The organism is Terrimesophilobacter mesophilus (genome assembly GCF_014200375.1).
Lineage (GTDB): Bacteria > Actinomycetota > Actinomycetes > Actinomycetales > Microbacteriaceae > Terrimesophilobacter > Terrimesophilobacter mesophilus.
In genome coordinates this window covers 1,868,867-1,886,301 of sequence record NZ_JACHBP010000001.1, presented here as the reverse complement: position 1 = coordinate 1,886,301, position 17,435 = coordinate 1,868,867, and the positions used below count along the sequence as shown (strand labels likewise).

General features: G+C 65.8%; 15 protein-coding genes and 1 riboswitch. Of the genes, 8 read left to right on the top strand and 7 right to left on the bottom strand.

The window, feature by feature from the left end; translation table 11 throughout:
- Window position 1: 1 nt before the first annotated feature.
- From BKA04_RS09335 to BKA04_RS09310, 6 genes are all read right to left on the bottom strand, one after another.
- Window positions 2–1,285, bottom strand: a complete 1,284-nt coding sequence (locus tag BKA04_RS09335) for a CynX/NimT family MFS transporter (protein WP_104096165.1) — start codon at window positions 1,283–1,285, stop codon at window positions 2–4.
- Window positions 1,285–2,565 (bottom strand): ABC transporter permease, encoded by a 1,281-nt coding sequence (locus tag BKA04_RS09330; RefSeq protein WP_104096164.1) that lies wholly within the window; start codon window positions 2,563–2,565, stop codon window positions 1,285–1,287. Before BKA04_RS09330 ends, BKA04_RS09335 begins: the two co-directional genes overlap by 1 nt.
- Window positions 2,562–3,878: an ABC transporter permease gene (locus BKA04_RS09325; protein WP_167309718.1), complete on the bottom strand. Its 1,317-nt coding sequence runs from the start codon at window positions 3,876–3,878 to the stop codon at window positions 2,562–2,564. Before BKA04_RS09325 ends, BKA04_RS09330 begins: the two co-directional genes overlap by 4 nt.
- On the bottom strand, window positions 3,875–5,392 hold the full coding sequence (locus BKA04_RS09320) for an ABC transporter ATP-binding protein (protein ID WP_104096163.1): 1,518 nt from the start codon (window positions 5,390–5,392) through the stop codon (window positions 3,875–3,877). The genes BKA04_RS09325 and BKA04_RS09320 overlap by 4 nt, the downstream gene beginning before the upstream one ends.
- A 128-nt stretch (window positions 5,393–5,520) precedes the next feature.
- Window positions 5,521–6,609 (bottom strand): BMP family lipoprotein, encoded by a 1,089-nt coding sequence (locus BKA04_RS09315; RefSeq protein ID WP_104096728.1) that lies wholly within the window; start codon window positions 6,607–6,609, stop codon window positions 5,521–5,523.
- 141 nt (window positions 6,610–6,750) lie between these two features.
- A complete protein-coding gene (locus BKA04_RS09310) occupies window positions 6,751–7,872 on the bottom strand; it encodes a mannose-1-phosphate guanylyltransferase (protein ID WP_104096162.1) in 1,122 nt (373 codons plus the stop codon).
- 214 nt (window positions 7,873–8,086) lie between these two features.
- On the opposite strand from BKA04_RS09310, the gene sdhC reads away from it, so the two are divergent.
- From sdhC to BKA04_RS09290, 4 genes are read left to right on the top strand one after another with little or no spacing between them, the layout of a single operon-like run.
- A complete protein-coding gene (gene sdhC / locus BKA04_RS09305; protein ID WP_232842073.1) occupies window positions 8,087–8,419 on the top strand; it encodes a succinate dehydrogenase, cytochrome b556 subunit in 333 nt (110 codons plus the stop codon).
- Between the two features lie 5 nt (window positions 8,420–8,424).
- Window positions 8,425–8,871 (top strand): succinate dehydrogenase, hydrophobic membrane anchor protein, encoded by a 447-nt coding sequence (gene sdhD, locus BKA04_RS09300; protein WP_104096726.1) that lies wholly within the window; start codon window positions 8,425–8,427, stop codon window positions 8,869–8,871.
- Between the two features lie 2 nt (window positions 8,872–8,873).
- Window positions 8,874–10,673: a succinate dehydrogenase flavoprotein subunit gene (gene sdhA, locus BKA04_RS09295; protein ID WP_104096161.1), complete on the top strand. Its 1,800-nt coding sequence runs from the start codon at window positions 8,874–8,876 to the stop codon at window positions 10,671–10,673.
- Window positions 10,673–11,437: a succinate dehydrogenase iron-sulfur subunit gene (locus BKA04_RS09290; RefSeq protein WP_104096160.1), complete on the top strand. Its 765-nt coding sequence runs from the start codon at window positions 10,673–10,675 to the stop codon at window positions 11,435–11,437. The genes sdhA and BKA04_RS09290 overlap by 1 nt, the downstream gene beginning before the upstream one ends.
- A gap of 145 nt (window positions 11,438–11,582) precedes the next feature.
- Here BKA04_RS09290 and BKA04_RS09285 read toward each other — a convergent pair whose 3' ends face one another.
- Window positions 11,583–13,097 carry a sigma-70 family RNA polymerase sigma factor gene (locus BKA04_RS09285; RefSeq protein WP_104096159.1) on the bottom strand — a complete coding sequence of 505 codons (1,515 nt, stop codon included), beginning with the start codon at window positions 13,095–13,097 and terminating at the stop codon, window positions 11,583–11,585.
- A gap of 150 nt (window positions 13,098–13,247) precedes the next feature.
- Here BKA04_RS09285 and BKA04_RS09280 point away from each other — a divergent pair, with 150 nt between their 5' ends.
- From BKA04_RS09280 to BKA04_RS09265, 4 genes are all read left to right on the top strand, one after another.
- Window positions 13,248–14,276: a YihY/virulence factor BrkB family protein gene (locus BKA04_RS09280; RefSeq protein WP_167309717.1), complete on the top strand. Its 1,029-nt coding sequence runs from the start codon at window positions 13,248–13,250 to the stop codon at window positions 14,274–14,276.
- 9 nt (window positions 14,277–14,285) lie between these two features.
- Window positions 14,286–15,119, top strand: a complete 834-nt coding sequence (locus BKA04_RS09275; protein WP_104096157.1) for an exodeoxyribonuclease III — start codon at window positions 14,286–14,288, stop codon at window positions 15,117–15,119.
- 50 nt (window positions 15,120–15,169) lie between these two features.
- Window positions 15,170–16,177: a tryptophan--tRNA ligase gene (gene trpS, locus BKA04_RS09270; protein ID WP_104096156.1), complete on the top strand. Its 1,008-nt coding sequence runs from the start codon at window positions 15,170–15,172 to the stop codon at window positions 16,175–16,177.
- Between the two features lie 137 nt (window positions 16,178–16,314).
- Window positions 16,315–17,097: an HAD family hydrolase gene (locus BKA04_RS09265; protein WP_232842021.1), complete on the top strand. Its 783-nt coding sequence runs from the start codon at window positions 16,315–16,317 to the stop codon at window positions 17,095–17,097.
- A gap of 138 nt (window positions 17,098–17,235) precedes the next feature.
- Window positions 17,236–17,387, top strand: a riboswitch (FMN riboswitch).
- Window positions 17,388–17,435: the final 48 nt, after the last annotated feature.

Genomic DNA, 17,435 nt, shown 5'->3' with positions numbered 1-17,435 from the left:
GTCATCCTTCCGACACATCCAATCTAGCCGCGTCGCCGTCTCCGGCACCCCGTGCGCGGTGGCCCCCGACGAGGTCGGGCCGCCCGGCGAGCCAGGCCGTGATGGCCTGAGGGACGAGCATCACGAACAGGAGCAGCACGGGCACGAGCCACGCGCCGGTGAGGTCGCGCAGGCCCCCGAGCGCGAGCGGCCCGACCGCCGCAAGAAGGTAGCCCCAGCTCTGCGCCATGCCGGAGAGCTTCGTGGCGTGCTCGGCGTCCGGCGAGCGGAGCACGATCAGCGTGAGGCCGAGGCCGAGGCCCGCACCCTGGGCGAACCCGAGGAGCACCATCCAGACGATGACGGGGCCCGGGAACGCGAGGAATCCGCCGAACGCGGCGAAGTAGACGAGGGAGACGAACACCGTGAACGCGGGCTGCCGACGGATGCGATCGAGCAGGATCGGCACGAGGAGCGCCGGCAGCACGCTCACGAGGTTCACGAGCGAGAGCATGAGCCCGGCGAACACCGCGTCATGGCCCTGGGCGATCAGGATGGTCGGCAACCAGGCCGTCGTCGAGTAGAAGTTGAACGACTGAAGGCCGAAGAATGCCGTCACGAGCCAGGCGACGCGATCACGCGACAGGCGGATGCCCAGGGTCGGTGGGTGGCCGGCGGTCCCCCTGGCGCCCCACAGCGTCGGGACCCAGCACGCGAGCCCGAGCAGGGCGAACAGCCCCCACGCGGCGAGCGCCTCGTTCCAGTCCCATCCGGCGGCCTCGGCGATGGGGATGGTCACTCCCGCCGCGAGCGTCGCGCCGGCGGCGAGACACATCGAGAACAGCCCGGACATGAGCCCCAGTCGGTGCGAGAAGTCCCGCTTGATGAGTCCGGGCAGCAGGATGTTGCCGACCGCGATGCCCGCGCCCAGCAACAGCGTGCCACCGAACAGCGCGGGTATGGTGGGCACGATCCGCAGCGCTGAGCCGGCGATGATCGCCAGGAGCACCATGGCGAGGCTCCGCTCGAACCCGAATTTCGCAGCGAGAACCGGTGCGACAGGGCCGAGCACACCGAAGCACAGCACGGGAAGCGTGACGAGCAGTCCGGCCAGGAACGAGGTGAGCTCCAGCTCCGCCCCGATCGTGTCGAAGAGCGGGGCGACCGCCACGATCACCGGCCGAAGGTTGAGCGCGACGAGCACGATGGCGATCGCCGCCCAGACTCCTCCGGACGTCGTCCGGCCGCCGCTGCCCGCCGGGCCGGGGCCCGCCGACGGGGCGAGCCCGGCATCCACCGGGACCATCAGGACTTGATGTATGGCTTGCCGTCCGCCGCCGGAGCACGCGACTGGCCGACCAGCCCGGCGACAGCGAAGATCGTGACGATGTACGGCAGCATGAGCATGAACTGGCTCGGCACGGGCGAACCGATGATCCCGAGCACGCTCTGCAGGTTCGTGGCGAACCCGAAGAGAAGGCCGGCGAGCATGGCCCGGATCGGATCCCAGCGCCCGAAGATGACCGCCGCCAGCGCGATGAATCCGGCGCCGGCCGTCATGTCCTTGGTGAAGGATCCCACCGAACCGAGCGTGAAGTACGCACCGCCGAACCCGGCGATGGCTCCGGCCAGCGACACGTTCCAGAACCGACGGAGGTTGACCTTGATGCCCACCGTGTCTGCGGCCTGCGGATGCTCACCGACAGCCCTCGTGCGCAGTCCCCACCGGGTGCGGAACAGGGCGTATGCGACACCGGCGACCACGATGTACATGAAGTAGACGATGACGGTCTGATCGAACAGCACCGGCCCGATGATGGGGATCTGCCCGAGGACCGGGATGTCGATCCGGTCGAACCGCGGCGGCGTGTTCAGGAACTTCGGGTTGTTCGTGAGCACCTGGGAGAACAGGAACCCGGTGAGGCCGGATACGAGCACATTCAGCACAACGCCGACGATGATCTGGTCGACGATGTACTTGATGGCGAACGCCGCAAGCGCGAACGAGACGAGCGTTCCGGCGACCATCGCCGCGACGAGGCCCGCCCACGGAGAACCGGTCATCGACGCGACGACCGCAGAGACGAAGGCGCCCGCGAGCAGTTGTCCCTCGATGGCGATGTTGATGACACCGCTGCGCTCGGAGATCACACCGCTCATCGCACCGAAGATGAGCGGAACGCTCAGGCTGACCGCGCCGATGAGAAGCCCGGGGATCGGAATGAGCGCATCGGCCGCGACCCAGGTGAGGAACCCGGCCATGAACACGATCGCGAAGACGATGGTGAGCCAGAGCGGAACCCGCCTGGACTGGAACACCATGAGCACCGACCAGGCGGCAAGGATGACCAGAATGACGGCCAGGATCCAGCCGGTGGATGTGGTGGGGACATCCAGCTGAGGCAACTGGAAGAAGTCGCCGGTCGTCGACAGGCGGAAGTGACTCACACCCGGGCGGGCGAAGACCCCGAACAGCACGATGGCGAGCAGGGCGAAGATCGACAGGGCGATCGGACCCTTCCAGCTCTTGACGATCGTGCGCTCGAGAGTGATGGGTGCGGCCGATGGGAGTGTTGAGGTGCTCACTTGGTCACCACCGCCTTCTTGCCCTGCGTCTTATTGCTCTTCAACGGACTGAGAAGGTTCGGCTTGGGGAGTCGGAACACCGCGCGCACCAGTGGCGGCGCGGCGATCAGGAGGACGATCACGGACTGGACGACCAGCACGATGTCGACCGAGATCCCCTGCGAGGCCTGCATGGCGAACCCGCCGGCCTTGAACGCACCGAACAGGACTGCTGCGGCGAACACACCCCATGGCTTGGACCGCCCGAGGAGTGCGACGGTGATCGCGTCGAATCCGATGCCGGCGTCGATGCCGGCGCTGAAGCCGGTCGTGACGGTTCCCAGCACCTGGAAGACGCCGGCGAGCCCGACGAAAGCGCCGGAGAAGAGCATGACGTAGACGATCATCCGGGGAACGTTGATTCCGGCGACGCGTGCGGCATCCGGATTCAGTCCGACCGCCTTGAACTGGAATCCGAGCCTCGAGCGATTCAGCAGCCACCAGGCGAAGAACGTCACGAGGATCGCGATGATGAAGCCCCAGTGCAGCGAATACTGCTGTCCGAACAGCGGCGGGAGGACCGCGGACGGCAGCATCCCCGGGCTCTTCGGGTTGTTGGAACCCGGCAATTGCAGCAGGCCCTGGGTGCTCAGCATCCAGTACACGAAGTAATAGGCGACGTAGTTGAGCATGATGGTCGTGATGACCTCGTTCGCGCCGGTCGTGGCCTTGAGGAGTCCGGCGAGGCCGCTCCACAGGGCCCCGGCGATGACGCCGGCCACGACGGCGAAAATAAGGTGGAGCGGGAAGGGCAACCCCGCGAAGGAGAACGCGACCCAACCAGCTGCCGATGCGCCGAACAGCATCTGCCCGCGGCCACCGATGTTGAACAAGCCGGCCCGGAATCCGAGTGCGACGCCCAGCCCTGCCACGATGAGCGGTGTGGCGAACGTCAGGGTGTCCATGAGCGGGCGGATGCCGTTGGCGAACCCTGGCCGTCGGAAGTTGTAGATGGAGCCCTGGAACAGGGAGACGTATGCGCCGGAGACCGAGTTCCAGATCGCCGCGATCATGTCGCCCGGCCGGGAGAAGAAGTAGCCTGCCGTCGCCTGGACGTTCTCGTCGGTCACCGCGATCAGGATTCCGCCGATGATGATGGCGAGAACGACTGCCAGCAGCGAGATCATGGCGCTGCCGTTGAGGATCTCCCGCATCGCCACGTTCCAGCGCGAACGCTCAGGCTCTGAGGCGGTGCCGCTCTGACCCGGTTCGCGCGTGGCCTTCTCGGGAGAGATGTTGGGGAGTTGCCGGTCCACGGGCTCGTTCCCGCTCATGCTGCCTTACCGCCTGACGGCGCCTCGCCGGCCATCATGAGGCCGAGCACATCTCGTGGGGTGTCACCAGGGACGATGCCAACAATTCCTCCTCGATACATCACGGCGATCCGATCCGCGAGTGCGACCACTTCGTCGAGTTCCGTGGAGACCACCAGCACCGGAACACCGGAGTCCCGTGCCTCGACGATTCTGGTGTGAACGAACTCGACGGAGCCGACATCCAGGCCCCTGGTCGGTTGCGCCGCGACGAGGAGTTTCAACTCACGGCTCAACTCCCTCGCGAGCACGACCTTCTGCTGGTTTCCTCCCGACAGGTTTCCCGCGTGCGTCCCGATGCCCTGTGCCCGGATGTCGAACTCGGTGAGTTTCTCCTCCGCGAATTCCGCGAGCGTGGCCAGCTGCAGTGTGCCGTGTTTCACGAACGGTTCGCCGTTGGACCGGTCGAGCATGAGGTTCTCCGCGATCGTGAACTCGGACACGAGTCCGTCTTCGTTGCGATCCTCCGGGACGAAGCCGACTCCGGCGTCGAGAACCTCCCGCACGCTGCGGCCGACGAGGGACCTGCCATTGAGGGTGATCCCGCCGGTGACCTTCGACTGGAGTCCCATGATCGCTTCGACGAGTTCGGTCTGGCCGTTGCCCTGCACCCCGGCGACCGCGACGATCTCGCCCTCTTTGATATCGAAGCTGATGTTGTTGACGACGAGCTGGCCGATCGGGTCGATGACCGAGAGCTTGTCGACGACGAGGGCGGGTTGGCCCAGTTTGGCCTTGCCCTTTTCGATGGTGAGCTCGATCGCCCTTCCGACCATCATGGAGGCGAGTTCCTCGTTCGACGCGGTCGGAGAAGCCTCGCCGACGACCTTGCCGAGGCGGATGACGGTGATCTTGTCTGCGACTTCGCGCACCTCACGCAACTTGTGGGTGATGAAGACGATGGAGGTGCCGGTCTCCTTCAGCTGCTTCATGATGAGCATGAGCTCATCGGTCTCCTGCGGGGTGAGCACAGCGGTCGGCTCATCGAACACCAGGACCTTGGCATCGCGGGACAGCGCCTTGATGATCTCGACGCGCTGCTGGACGCCGACGGGAAGGTCGCCGACGAGCGCATCCGGATCGAGGTCGAACCCGAATCGCTGGGAGATCTCGCGAACCTGTTCGCGCGCTTTCGCGACATTCAGGCGATCGCCGAACGTGGTCGGCTCGTGGCCGAGCATGACGTTCTCCGCCACCGTGAACACGGGGATGAGCATGAAGTGCTGGTGAACCATCCCGATGCCTGCGGCCATCGCGTCGCCGGGTCCGGAGAACTTCTGGACCTTGTCGTCCAGCAGGATCTCCCCTTCATCGGCCTGATACAGGCCGTAGAGGACGTTCATCAGGGTCGACTTGCCCGCGCCGTTCTCACCAAGGAGACAGTGGATCTCGCCCGGTTCCACCACGACGGAGATGTGGTCGTTGGCCACGAGGGCCCCAAATCGCTTGGTGATACCCCGGAGTTCGAGCTTCATGGTGTTTCGGATCCTCTGGTGTCAGGCAGCGCTGCCGACGGTGTCGCTCAGGTGCTAAGGAAGACTACACGGAATCGGGGAGACCAGCCCTGCTGGCCTCCCCGATCCCTACTGTGCTACGGCCCTGACTACTTCGGTGACGAAGGAGATTCGACCGTGATCTTGCCGCTGATGATGCCAGCCTTGATCGCATCGAGCTCGCCCTGCAGGCCGGGGTCGACCTTGGAGGCGAAGTCGTGGAACGGGGCCAGTCCGACACCGTTGTTGGCGAGCGTGCCAACGTACGGGGTGTTGTCGAACTTGCCGGCTGCAGCCTCAGAGACGACCTCGGCAACCGAGACCTGGATGCCCTTCATGATCGACGTGAGGAGCATCGGCGTGATGTCGGGATCGGTCTGGGTGACGTCCGCGTCGACACCGATGAGCGCGATGTCCTTGCCGGAGTCCTTGATGGCCTGGACCGCACTCTGGTAGATCGGACCACCGACCGGGAGAATCACGTCGGCGCCCTGGTCGATCAGGTTCTTCGCGGTGCTCTTGGCGGTGTCGTTGGCCTCGAAGCCACCGGTGAACGCGCCTTCCTTCTGCTTCTTGACGTCCCAGCCGAGGACCTTGACGTCCTTGCCCTTCTGGCTGTTGTAGTACTGCACGCCGTCGTAGAAGCCGTCCATGAAGATCGTCACGGGCGGGATCGGGATGCCACCGAAGGTGCCGACGATGCCGGACTTCGAGTAGCTCGCAGCTGCGTAGCCACCGAGGAACGCCGCCTGCGCGGTGTCGAAGACGATCGGCTTGACGTTGGGCAGGTCGATCGAGTTGTCGTCGATGATGGCGAAGTTGATGTCCGTGTTGGCAGTCGCCGCATCCTTCGTCGCCGCGGCGAGGTTGAACCCGACCGTGACGATGATGTTGCAGTTCTGCGCGATCAGGCTCGTGATGTTGGGCGCGTAGTCGGTCTCAACCTTCGACTCGACTGAGTTCGCCTTGACGCCGAGCTTGGTCGCCGCCTCATCGATGCCCTGCTTGCCCAGCTGGTTGAACGACTTGTCGTCGAATCCGCCGGAGTCGGAAACCATGCAGGGAAGGAAGTCGGATGCAGCGGGCTTGTCGCTGCTACCGGGTGCTTCGGGCGCTGGTGCGCAGCCGGCGAGCAGCATGGTGCTGATCCCGACGACCGCAAGTCCGGCAAGAGCGGACTTTCGCGAGGTGATTCTCAAGGTGTCCTCCAAGGTGCTGCCACGGCATCGGTGCCGCGGCCATATCCGTACAGATTACCTAATGCGACGCGCGGGTTGACAACCCCTCACGGGCTCCAGACGCCAAAGGTTATGAACCTGCAACAGCAGGAATCGCGACCGTCAGAGGATGTCGCCCCGGCCGGACACCTTCAGGGCGTCGACGACCGCCTTGACACGCTGCGCATTCGCGCTCGTGGTCACCAAAAGAGCATCCGGAGTGTCGACGACGACGATGTCCGTCACCCCGATCAGGGAGATCAGGCGACCGCTCTGGCTGATGACGACGCCGCTCGACGCATCCGAGAGCACACGAGCGCCCTCGCCCAGGATGGCCAGGTCGGACTTCCTCCCACCCGAGTGAAGCTTCGCGATCGCCGCGAAGTCCCCGATGTCGTCCCAGTCGAAGCTGCCGGGCACCACCGCGAGTCTTCCCGCCGCAGCCGCCGGTTCGGCGACCGTGTAGTCGATGGCGATCTTGGCGAGTCGCGGCCACACCCGGTCGACGACGGCTCCCCGCCGATCCGTGTCCCACGCCTCGGCGAGCTCCGTGAGGCCTTCGAGAAGTTCCGGCTGGCTGTGGCCGAGCTGTTCGAGGAGCCGGTCGGCGCGCGAGATGAACATGCCGGCATTCCACAGGTAGTTGCCGTCGGCCAGATACCGCTTCGCGACCTCGAGGTCGGGCTTCTCGACGAACCGGTCCGCACCCACCGCCCCCGGCGCGCCGGCGATTCCGAGATTTCCGTTGCAGTGGATGTAGCCGAATCCGATCGCGGGCTCTGTCGGTGTGATGCCGATCGTCGCGATGTAACCCTCCTCGGCCGCGACGACCGCCTCCCCCACCGCCCGGTGGAACCCCCGCACATCCCCGATCACGTGGTCGGCGGCGAAGGAGCCGATGATGACATCGGGCTCGCGGTGGTGCAGGATGGCGGCCGCCAGCCCGATCGCCGCCGAAGAGTCCTTCGGCTCGCTCTCCAGCACGACATTGCGGTCGGTGAGCTCTGGCAACTGGGCTTCGACCGCGGCGCGATGTGCTCGACCGGTCACCACCATGATCCGATCCGGCCCCGTGAGCGGCTCGAGGCGTTCCCACGTAGCCCGCAACAGCGTCTTGCCTGAACCGGTCAGATCGTGCAGGAATTTGGGCGCATCTGCGCGCGACAGCGGCCACAGCCGCGAGCCGATACCGCCGGCGGGAATCACGCTGTAGAAGCGGTCGAGGCCATTCGGTCGTGTCGCCATGGCGTTCAGACTAGCGAACGCGGGAATAGACTGGCTGGACGGGAGTTGCGAACAACTACTCTCAGAGGTGAACCGTACATCGGCAGGAAGGTTGGTCGTGCCTGGCATATCGGCGGAAACGGTGCCGTCTCCGGCGCCACGAGGCAAGTACCCTCTTCCCCGGCTGACGAAGCCGAAGGCACCGGCGGGTACCATCTATCGGGGAAACGTGGGGATGTGGTCGTGGGTACTCCACCGCATCACCGGCGTTGCCATCTTCTTCTTCCTTCTCGTCCACATTCTGGACACCGCACTCGTGAGGGTGAGCCCCGAGGCATACAACGCGGTCATCGGCACCTATAAGAACCCGATCATGGGTCTGGGCGAGGTCGCCCTCGTCGCAGCGATCGGCCTGCACGCCCTCAACGGACTGCGGATCATCCTCGTCGACTTCTGGGCCTGGGGGACGAAGCACCAGAAGCTCCTCCAGTGGATCGTCGTCATCCTCTGGATCATCCTCCTGATCGGTTTCGTACCGCGCCACCTCATGAACGTCTTCAGCGAGTGACCGCCATGACCACCACCATCGAATCCCCCCGTGCACCCCGCACCGTCCGACGTGGCGGCGTCAACTGGGAGAAGTGGGGCTGGATCTACATGCGCGTGAGCGGTGTCGTCCTCGTCGTGCTGATCTTCGGCCACCTCTTCGTCAACCTCATGCTGGGCGACGGTGTGAAGGCACTCGACTTCGCGTTCGTCGGCGGCAAGCTCTCCAACCCGTTCTGGCAGATCTGGGACACCCTGCTTCTCTGGCTCGCGCTCATCCACGGTGCGAACGGGATGCGGACCATCACCAACGACTACGCGCACAACCGCCTCGTCGGCGTCGTGCTCAAGGGCGCCATCCTGGCTGCCACGGTCGTGCTACTCATACTGGGAACTCTCGTGATCTATACCTTCGACCCGTGCCCCGCAGGCTCCCCGGCCGACCTCCTCGCGTCCTTCTGCACGGCAGGTTGACGATGAGCGAGACGGACCAGGGAACCATCGTCGACGGGGTGCACTTCCACAAGCACGACATCGTCATCGTCGGAGCGGGCGGCGCCGGCATGCGCGCGGCGATCGAAGCCGGCCCGAAGGCGAGCACCGCCGTCATCTCCAAGCTCTACCCGACGCGCTCCCACACGGGAGCAGCGCAGGGCGGCATGGCCGCCGCTCTCGCGAATGTCGAAGAGGACAACTGGGAGTGGCACACCTACGACACGGTCAAGGGCGGCGACTACCTCGTCGACCAGGATGCTGCGGAGATCCTCGCCAAGGAGGCGATCGACGCGGTCATCGACCTCGAGAACATGGGTCTCCCTTTCAACCGCACGCCGGAGGGCCGCATCGACCAGCGTCGGTTCGGCGGCCACACGCGCGAGCACGGCAAGGCGCCGGTGCGCAGGGCCTGCTACGCGGCAGACCGCACCGGCCACATGATCCTGCAGACGCTGTACCAGAACTGCGTCAAGCACGGGATCAACTTCTTCAACGAGTTCTACGTGCTCGACCTCCTCATGACCGAGGTGGATGGTGTCGAGCGGCCCGCCGGCGTCGTCGCCTACGAGCTCGCCACCGGCGACCTGCACGTGTTCCAGGGCAAGTCGATCATCTTCGCGACGGGTGGATTCGGGAAGATCTACAAGACCACCTCGAACGCGCACACGCTCACCGGCGACGGTGTCGGAATCGTCTGGCGCAAGGGTCTTCCGCTCGAGGACATGGAGTTCTTCCAGTTCCACCCGACCGGTCTCGCCGGCCTCGGCATCCTGCTCTCGGAGGCCGCCCGCGGTGAGGGTGCGATCCTGCGCAACAGCGAAGGCGAACGGTTCATGGAGCGCTACGCCCCGACCATCAAGGACCTCGCACCCCGTGACATCGTGGCGCGGTCGATGGCCACGGAGATCCGCGAGGGCAGGGGCGCGGGGCCGTACAAGGACTACGTCTATCTCGACATCACACACCTCGAACCCGCGGTGATCGATGCGAAGCTCCCCGACATCACCGAGTTCGCCCGCACCTATCTCGGCGTCGAGCCGTACACCGAGCCCGTTCCGGTGCTGCCGACCGCGCACTACGCGATGGGCGGCATCCCGACGACGAACAACGCCGAGGTGCTGCGCACGAACACCGAGACGGTGCCCGGGCTCTTCGCCGCCGGCGAGTGCGCGTGTGTGAGCGTCCACGGCTCGAACCGTCTCGGAACGAACTCGCTTCTGGACATCAACGTGTTCGGCAAGCGTGCAGGGAACAACGCCGTCGAGTACGCGAAGTCGGCGGACTGGGTCGACCTCCCGGATGACCCGACGGCCGGGGTGCGCCGACTGCTCGACCACGTGCGCGGCGGGGACGGCAGCGAACGGATCGCCGTCATCCGCAAGGAGCTTCAGGAGGCCATGGACCGCAATGCCCAGGTCTTCCGCACGGACGAGTCCCTGCGTGACGTCGGCGACCTCATCAAGAAGCTCCGCGCCCGGTACCGGAACGTCCAGGTGCAGGACAAGGGCAAACGGTTCAACACGGATCTCCTCGAAGCGGTGGAGCTCGGCTTCCTGCTCGACCTCGCCGAGGTCGTCGTGTACTCGGCCCGCAATCGCAAGGAGAGCCGCGGCGCGCACATGCGCGAGGACTACCCGAAGCGCGACGACAAGAACCTCATGGTCCACACGATGGCCTACCTGACCGGCGATGCGGAGTCCGCGCAGGCGGACGACCACATCCGGCTGGATTGGAAACCGGTTGTGGTCACCAACTACCCACCGACGGAAAGAAAGTACTGATGGCATCCGACGTTCTCGAGAAGAAGGGTCCTCGGGCCCACGACGCGGTTCCGACGTTCACGGTGACCATGATCGTCCGCCGATTCGACCCGGAGGTCGACGAAGAGCCGCGCTGGGTCGACTACGACCTCGAGATGCACGGGACCGACCGCGTCCTCGACGCGCTCCACAAGATCAAGTGGGAGATCGACGGCTCCCTCGCCTTCCGCCGCTCGTGCGCCCACGGCGTGTGCGGGTCGGATGCCATGCGCATCAACGGGCGGAATCGGCTCGCCTGCAAGACGCTGCTCAAAGACCTCGACGTGTCGCAGCCCATCTACGTCGAAGCGCTCAAGGGCCTCCCGCTGGAGAAGGACCTCATCGTCGACATGGAGCCGTTCTTCGACAGCTTCAGGGATGTTCAGCCGTTCCTCATGGCCTCGAGCAAGCCGAAGGACGGCAAGGAGCGCCTGCAGTCCCCTGAGGAGCGCGCCCGCTTCGACGACACGACGAAGTGCATCCTGTGTGCTGCGTGCACCTCGAGCTGCCCGGTGTTCTGGACCGACGGCCAGTATTTCGGCCCGGCGGCGATCGTGAACGCGCACCGCTTCATCTTCGACTCGCGCGACGAGGGGGCCCAGGTGCGCATGGACATCCTGAATGACAAGGAAGGCGTCTGGCGCTGCCGTACGACCTTCAACTGCACGGATGCCTGCCCGCGCGGCATCCAGGTCACCCAGGCCATCGCTGAGGTCAAGCAGGCCATCATGCGGGGCAAGCCCTAGCCTCCCGCCGACTCAGACGAGGAGACGTCGGCGGCTCACCCGAAGTGCCGCCGACGCTGTATCCCCCGAGGGTGGAAATGATGTCCCTCCTGAGAGGAGAGACTCCGAACCTGCCGGATCATGACGCGCTTGTGCGGACTTCTTTTCAATTGAGGAGTTCGACCGTGATTCCCAGGGTGTCCGAGAGGAGCGTGAGGGGAATGTCGAGCGGCACGCTGATCCCCAGGATGGTCAGCCTCTGCGTGAGCGTGATCGGTCCGAGTCCGTCCGGAAGCGCGGTCAGTCGCAGGGCCCACGTGCCGTCCGCCGCGACGACTGTCGTGTAGACCTGGCCGGCAACCTGCGCCGACACGGTCGCGCCGGGCATGCCGCGTCCGTTGAGGTCGAGATCGACGAGAGCCCCGACGAGCCCGTCCGGCGCGGTGTGCTCCGGTATCGGCGCAATCGGCAGGGGTGGGAGGAGGGACTTCAGCGGATCCGTCACCTCCGCGATGATGTCGCTCACGAGTCCACCGACCGAGCCGTCACCGCCGTTGGTCGCACCGTCGCCCGATCCGGGAGCGTCGCTCGAAGCGTGCCGGGCGGCGTCTGCCCGGGATGCGCCATCCGAGTTCGAGGAAGTGGCGACGACTTCTGCCGTGGGCGCGTGCTGGGACGGCTGAAGCACCACGACGACCCCGCCGCTGAGGAGGACCGTGGCTGCGAGCGCCCCGATCAGGACGGGAACCGAGACAGAGGAAGCGACGCCGGCTGCGCCCGCCGCGGCGGTGCCCGCTGCCGCGCTTCCGGCCGCCGCGCCGGGAAGGGTCCCGCCAGCGGCCAGAGCGGGAGGAAGTGTGGGCACGGCAGCCGCCGCCGCGCTGCTCGCGTTTCCGACCATGGACAGCAGGCTTCCGCCCACCGTCGCACCGAGAAGCAGCGGGAGAAGGATGACGGCGATTCCGGACCCGACCTCGTCGACCTCCCGCGCGATGGATTCGCAACTGTCGCATTCGGCCGTGTGGGCGTCCATCCGGAGCTGCTCGCGGGGTGTGAGCGTGTGTCGCGCGTTCTCTCCGAGGCGACTGATCACCCACTTGCAATCCGAGGTCGACCCGGCGAGGGACACGTGAGCCTGCAGCCACGCCGTGCGCAGTCCCTCCCTGGCCCGATATGCGAGGGCAGCGACACCGTTCGCGGTCAGGCCGAGAATGGGGGCGACATCCTGCGGGCTCATGCCTTCGACCTCGGTGTACCAGAGGACTGATTGCCAGCGTTCGGGAAGCGAGGTGAATGCCCTGGCGGTGAGCCGTGTGTCCAAGGCGACCGTCGACGGGTCATCCGGAACGGAGTCGTCCTGAAGGTCCTCGATGTCCTCGATCTGGATGTCCTGCCGCCCGCGTCCCCATCGGCTCGCGAGGTTCCTGATGGTCGTGTAGAGATAGGGGCGGAAGGCGCCATCCGGCCCCCCTCCATCGAGCACCCGCTGGTAGATGCGGGCGAACGCCTCAGCGACGAGGTCGTCGGCGTCCAGACTGGAGGTGAAGCCGCGTGCGACGGTGATACCTGCCCCGGCGTGGCGAACCCAGAGCTCGGCGAACGCCGTGCGGTCACCCTCCCTCGCGCGCAGGACGAGTTCCTGGTCCGGAGCTTCGTCCTCCGGGCCGTTCCAGCGGTCCATACGCACCCCCGCACGCATCCGTCGCGATTCCCATCCGGTATATCACGAGCCTTCGTCCAGTATTGCCCTCCTTCTCGAAATTAGCCAGACGATTCTGTCTACGGGTCGAGTTTTCCGAGAGTCTTGAGCCGACCTGCCTAGGCTGGAGTGGTGGAGAGGATTAGGAAGGCGATCGCCTGGGTGAGCGCGCTACGGCCGATTCGGGTGTTCATCCACTTCCTTGACCAACGAGGTTTTCTCCTCGCAGCCGGCTTGTCGTTCCAGTCGATCTTCGCCGTGTTCGCGGGAATCTGGGTGGGATTCGCCTCCGCGGGTTTGATCCTTCGGGGAAGCGACCGACTCAGCGAGGCGTTCTTCACAACGCTCGCCCGTTCTGTTCCCGGCCTTCTCAGCTGGAATGGCCGCGACGGCGTCATCGACCCCGCGCAGTTGATGCAGGCGGAGATCCTGGGGTGGACCGGCGCGATCGCGGCCGTCGGATTGCTGTTCACCGCGGTCGGCTGGCTCTCCTCCGCCAGGGACGCCGTGCGCGCGCTCTTCAATCTCCCCGGGGAGCGGATGAACTTCGTTCTGCTCAAGCTGAAGGACTTCGCCCTCATGATCGGGTTCGGGGCGGCGCTGATCGTCTCAGCTGCGCTCTCGGTCTTCAGCACCCAGGCGCTGGGAACCGCCCTCGGCTGGTTCGGGCTGAGCGACGACTCGATGCTGTCCACGGTTCTCGGCCGGATCGTGGGGCTCGTTCTGATGCTCGTTCTCGACACCGTGGTGCTCGGGACGCTGTACCGCGTCCTGTCCGGGCTGAAGATCCCGATGCGGCGCCTCGTCGTCGGTTCACTCCTGGGCGCGATCGCCCTCGGGATCCTGAAGGTCCTGGGGAGCCTGCTCCTCGGCGGTGCCGGCCGGAACCCGCTCCTGGCCGGTTTTGCGATCATCATCGGGCTGCTGATCTGGTTCAATCTGATCTGCGTCGTCATCCTGCTCGGGGCGAGCTGGATCGCTGTCGGCATGTCCGATGCCGGAATCGCGGCTGACCCGAAGATCGCCGCCGAGCGCAGAGAGCAGGAGCGCCTCGCGCAGGAGAAGGCGGATGCCGAACGGGCCGCGCTCGCGAGGAGGCAACGCGGATGGTTCCGCCGTCTGCTGCACATGCCCGGCAGGCGTGTCGGTCGCGATCGGTAAACTGACGCGATGGCCAAGCCCCTGAGAATCGCGTCCGTCAATGTCAACGGCATCCGGGCGGCGTACCGGCACGGTATGGGAGCGTGGCTGGACGCGCGCGGGGTCGACATCCTCGCCCTTCAGGAGGTGCGAGCCTCGACGGACGATGTCGTCGGACTCCTCGGGCCGGAGTGGGACATCCTGCATGACGCGGCAACCGCGAAGGGCCGCGCCGGCGTCGCCCTCGCCAGTCGGAACAAGGCCTCGATCCACCGGGTCGAGTTCGGCCCGGACGACTTCGACAGCGCAGGACGCTGGCTCGAGGCCGACTACGAGGTGAACGGTTCCGTCGTCACCGTCGTGAGCACGTACGTCAACTCCGGCGAGGCCGGGACGCCCAAGCAGGTCGAGAAGTACAAGTTCCTCGAGGCGATGCTCGTGCGGGTGCCTGCGCTCGCCGAACACAACCCGCTCTCGGTCATCGTGGGCGACTTCAACGTCGGGCACCGTAGGCTCGACATCCGCAACTGGCGAGGGAACCAGAAGTCCGCGGGATTCCTGCCAGAGGAGCGCGCATACTTCGACCGGTTCTTCGGCCCCGAGGACGACCCGGAGTACAACGCCGGCGCGGGGTTCGGCTGGGTGGATGTCGGCCGCCGTTGGGCAGGCGAGGTCGAGGGGCCGTACACCTGGTGGTCCGCTCGCGGCCAGGCGTTCGTCAATGACACCGGATGGCGCATCGACTACCACATGGCCACGCCGGGGCTCGCGGCGACAGTGAAGGACTACGTGGTCGACCGGGCGGCATCCTACGAGGAGCGCTGGTCCGACCACGCCCCGGTCGTCGTCGACTACGACCTCTGAGCGCGGCACAGAGCGGCGAAGGGGCCCCGATCACCTGAGAGAATAGCCCCATGACTTCGAAGCCCCGCCTGTTCTCTGGCATGCAACCCTCGGCCAACAGCCTCCAGATCGGCAACTACATCGGGGCGCTCCTGCAGTGGAAGAACCTGCAGGCCAGCTACGACGCCGTGTTCTGCATCGTCGACCTGCACGCGCTCACGGTGCCGCAGGATCCGGCTCTCCTGCGCGAGAACACGCGCCGCACGGCGGCGCAGTACATCGCCGCCGGGATCGACCCGGCCGAGTCGACCCTCTTCGTGCAGTCGCACGTGCCCGCGCATCCGGAACTCGCCTGGGTGCTCAACACCATCACCGGATTCGGCGAGGCGAGCCGGATGACCCAGTTCAAGGACAAATCCGCAAAGCAGGGCACGGATGGTGCGACGGTCGGCCTGTTCGCATACCCGATGCTCATGGCAGCCGACATCCTGCTGTATGACGCGGTGGCGGTGCCGGTCGGGGACGACCAGCGGCAGCACGTCGAACTCACGCGCGACCTCGCCGGGCGATTCAACTCGCGGTTCGGCGCCACGTTCGTGGTGCCGGAAGCAGTCATCCTGAAGGAGACGGCACGCATCTACGACCTGCAGGAGCCCACCGCGAAGATGAGCAAGTCCGCGTCGTCGGAGTCCGGCGTCGTGTGGTTGATGGATGAGCCGTCGGTGACGGCGAAGAAGATCCGCGCGGCGGTGACGGATGACGGGCGCGAGGTTCGATTCGACCGCGGGGAGAAGCCGGGCATCGCGAACCTGCTGACCATCTACTCCGTGCTGGCCGGGAAGACGATTCCGGAGCTCGAGGCCGAATATTCGGGACGCGGTTACGGCGACCTCAAGAAGGATCTGGCCGACGTCGTGGTAGAGACATTCGGGCCGATCCGCGCGCGCACCCTCGAACTCCTCGATGACCCCGCAGAACTCGATCGTGTTCTGGCGGGCAATGCCGCGAGGGCCGCGGAGATCGCCGACGTGACGCTCGCGAAGGTGTACGACCGTATCGGCCTCCTGCCCCGCGCGTAGCGATGGAACCGTTCACGCTTCGCGCCGGGCCCCTCCTGCTCGACCAACCCGCGGGCGTGGCAGGCTGAACTCGCGGCATCCGACACCCGCGACCCCAAACCGGGCTGGCCGAACGAGAATGAAGGAGATCAGAGCGGATGATGTCACGTCCGGCACAAAAGGGTGCGACACCCGCCGCCGCTCCTTCGTTCTCGCTCGTGCTGTTCGACCTGGATGACACGCTCTTCGCCCACACTGAGGCCGTCGGACTCGGAGTCAAGGCGCACCGTTCGGCACTGGGCGGCGCGTTCGCCGACGCGGACGAGACCGCGGAACTCGCGCGATGGCATGCCCTCGAAGAGGAGCATTACCACCGCTATCTCGCAGGCGACATCGACTTCCTGGAGCAGCGGCGGGCACGTGTGCGAGGCTTCGTCGCGCCTTACGGCATCGAACTCGATGACGTTGCCGCCGACGGCTGGTATGGCGACTACTACCTGGAGTACGAAAGGGCCTGGGCGTTATATGACGACACCCTGCCTTGTCTCGACGCGTTGAACGAGGCCCTCCCTGGCGTGCGATTCGGTGTCGTGACCAACGGCGAACTCGACTACCAGTCGCTCAAGGTCACCGCCGTCGGACTCGACAGGTTGTTCGAGCATCTGATCGCGTCGGGTGAGCTCGACTTCGCGAAACCGGATGCCCGCATCTTCGAACACGCCTGTTCGGTGTTCGGGGTGGAGCCAGGCTCAGCCGCCTATGTCGGCGATCGACTGCACACGGATGCGATCGGCGCCGCGAATGCAGGACTGACCGGCGTCTGGCTCGACCGTGCGGGTACGGCGAGCGCTGAGGATCTCGCAGCGGCCACGGCATCCGGAGTCGCCGTAATCCGAACCCTCACCGAGCTCCCGCAGCTGCTGTCCGGGCGCACTGCGTGAACGAATTCGAAGGAGATCGGTCGCTCTAGCGACCGTGCGGCACTTTTCGACGCGTCGGCACCGGTTCTCCTTCGTTTTCGTTCACCACATGCGCAGGAATATTCCGGGCACGAGCACGTTGGTAGAATGTGTATCAAGTACGTGCTCCGGGGTCGGTGAAAGTCCGAACCGGCGGTGATAGTCCGCGACCCGCGATCGGCTGAGGCCGAGAGCGGTTGAGCCGGTGGAATTCCGGGACCGACGGTTATGAACCACTGGTGGTTCTCAGTCCGGATGAAAGGCAGCACGGGTGTTCGCGCGAGCGTGCACGGCGTTGGCGTTGCGCCAGCGTTCCCGGA

Bases quoted from the DNA above. Each gene is read 5' to 3' on its own strand.
- sdhA (WP_104096161.1), top strand. From the start codon at position 8,874: ATGAGCGAGACGGACCAGGGAACCATCGTCGACGGGGTGCACTTCCAC.
- trpS (WP_104096156.1), top strand. From the start codon at position 15,170: ATGACTTCGAAGCCCCGCCTGTTCTCTGGCATGCAACCCTCGGCCAAC.
- BKA04_RS09310 (WP_104096162.1), bottom strand. From the start codon at position 7,872: ATGGCGACACGACCGAATGGCCTCGACCGCTTCTACAGCGTGATTCCC.
- BKA04_RS09275 (WP_104096157.1), top strand. From the start codon at position 14,286: ATGGCCAAGCCCCTGAGAATCGCGTCCGTCAATGTCAACGGCATCCGG.
- BKA04_RS09290 (WP_104096160.1), top strand. From the start codon at position 10,673: ATGGCATCCGACGTTCTCGAGAAGAAGGGTCCTCGGGCCCACGACGCG.
- BKA04_RS09285 (WP_104096159.1), bottom strand. From the start codon at position 13,097: ATGGACCGCTGGAACGGCCCGGAGGACGAAGCTCCGGACCAGGAACTC.
- BKA04_RS09335 (WP_104096165.1), bottom strand. From the start codon at position 1,285: ATGGTCCCGGTGGATGCCGGGCTCGCCCCGTCGGCGGGCCCCGGCCCG.
- BKA04_RS09325 (WP_167309718.1), bottom strand. From the start codon at position 3,878: ATGAGCGGGAACGAGCCCGTGGACCGGCAACTCCCCAACATCTCTCCC.
- sdhD (WP_104096726.1), top strand. From the start codon at position 8,425: ATGACCACCACCATCGAATCCCCCCGTGCACCCCGCACCGTCCGACGT.
- BKA04_RS09265 (WP_232842021.1), top strand. From the start codon at position 16,315: ATGATGTCACGTCCGGCACAAAAGGGTGCGACACCCGCCGCCGCTCCT.
- sdhC (WP_232842073.1), top strand. From the start codon at position 8,087: ATGTGGTCGTGGGTACTCCACCGCATCACCGGCGTTGCCATCTTCTTC.
- BKA04_RS09320 (WP_104096163.1), bottom strand. From the start codon at position 5,392: ATGAAGCTCGAACTCCGGGGTATCACCAAGCGATTTGGGGCCCTCGTG.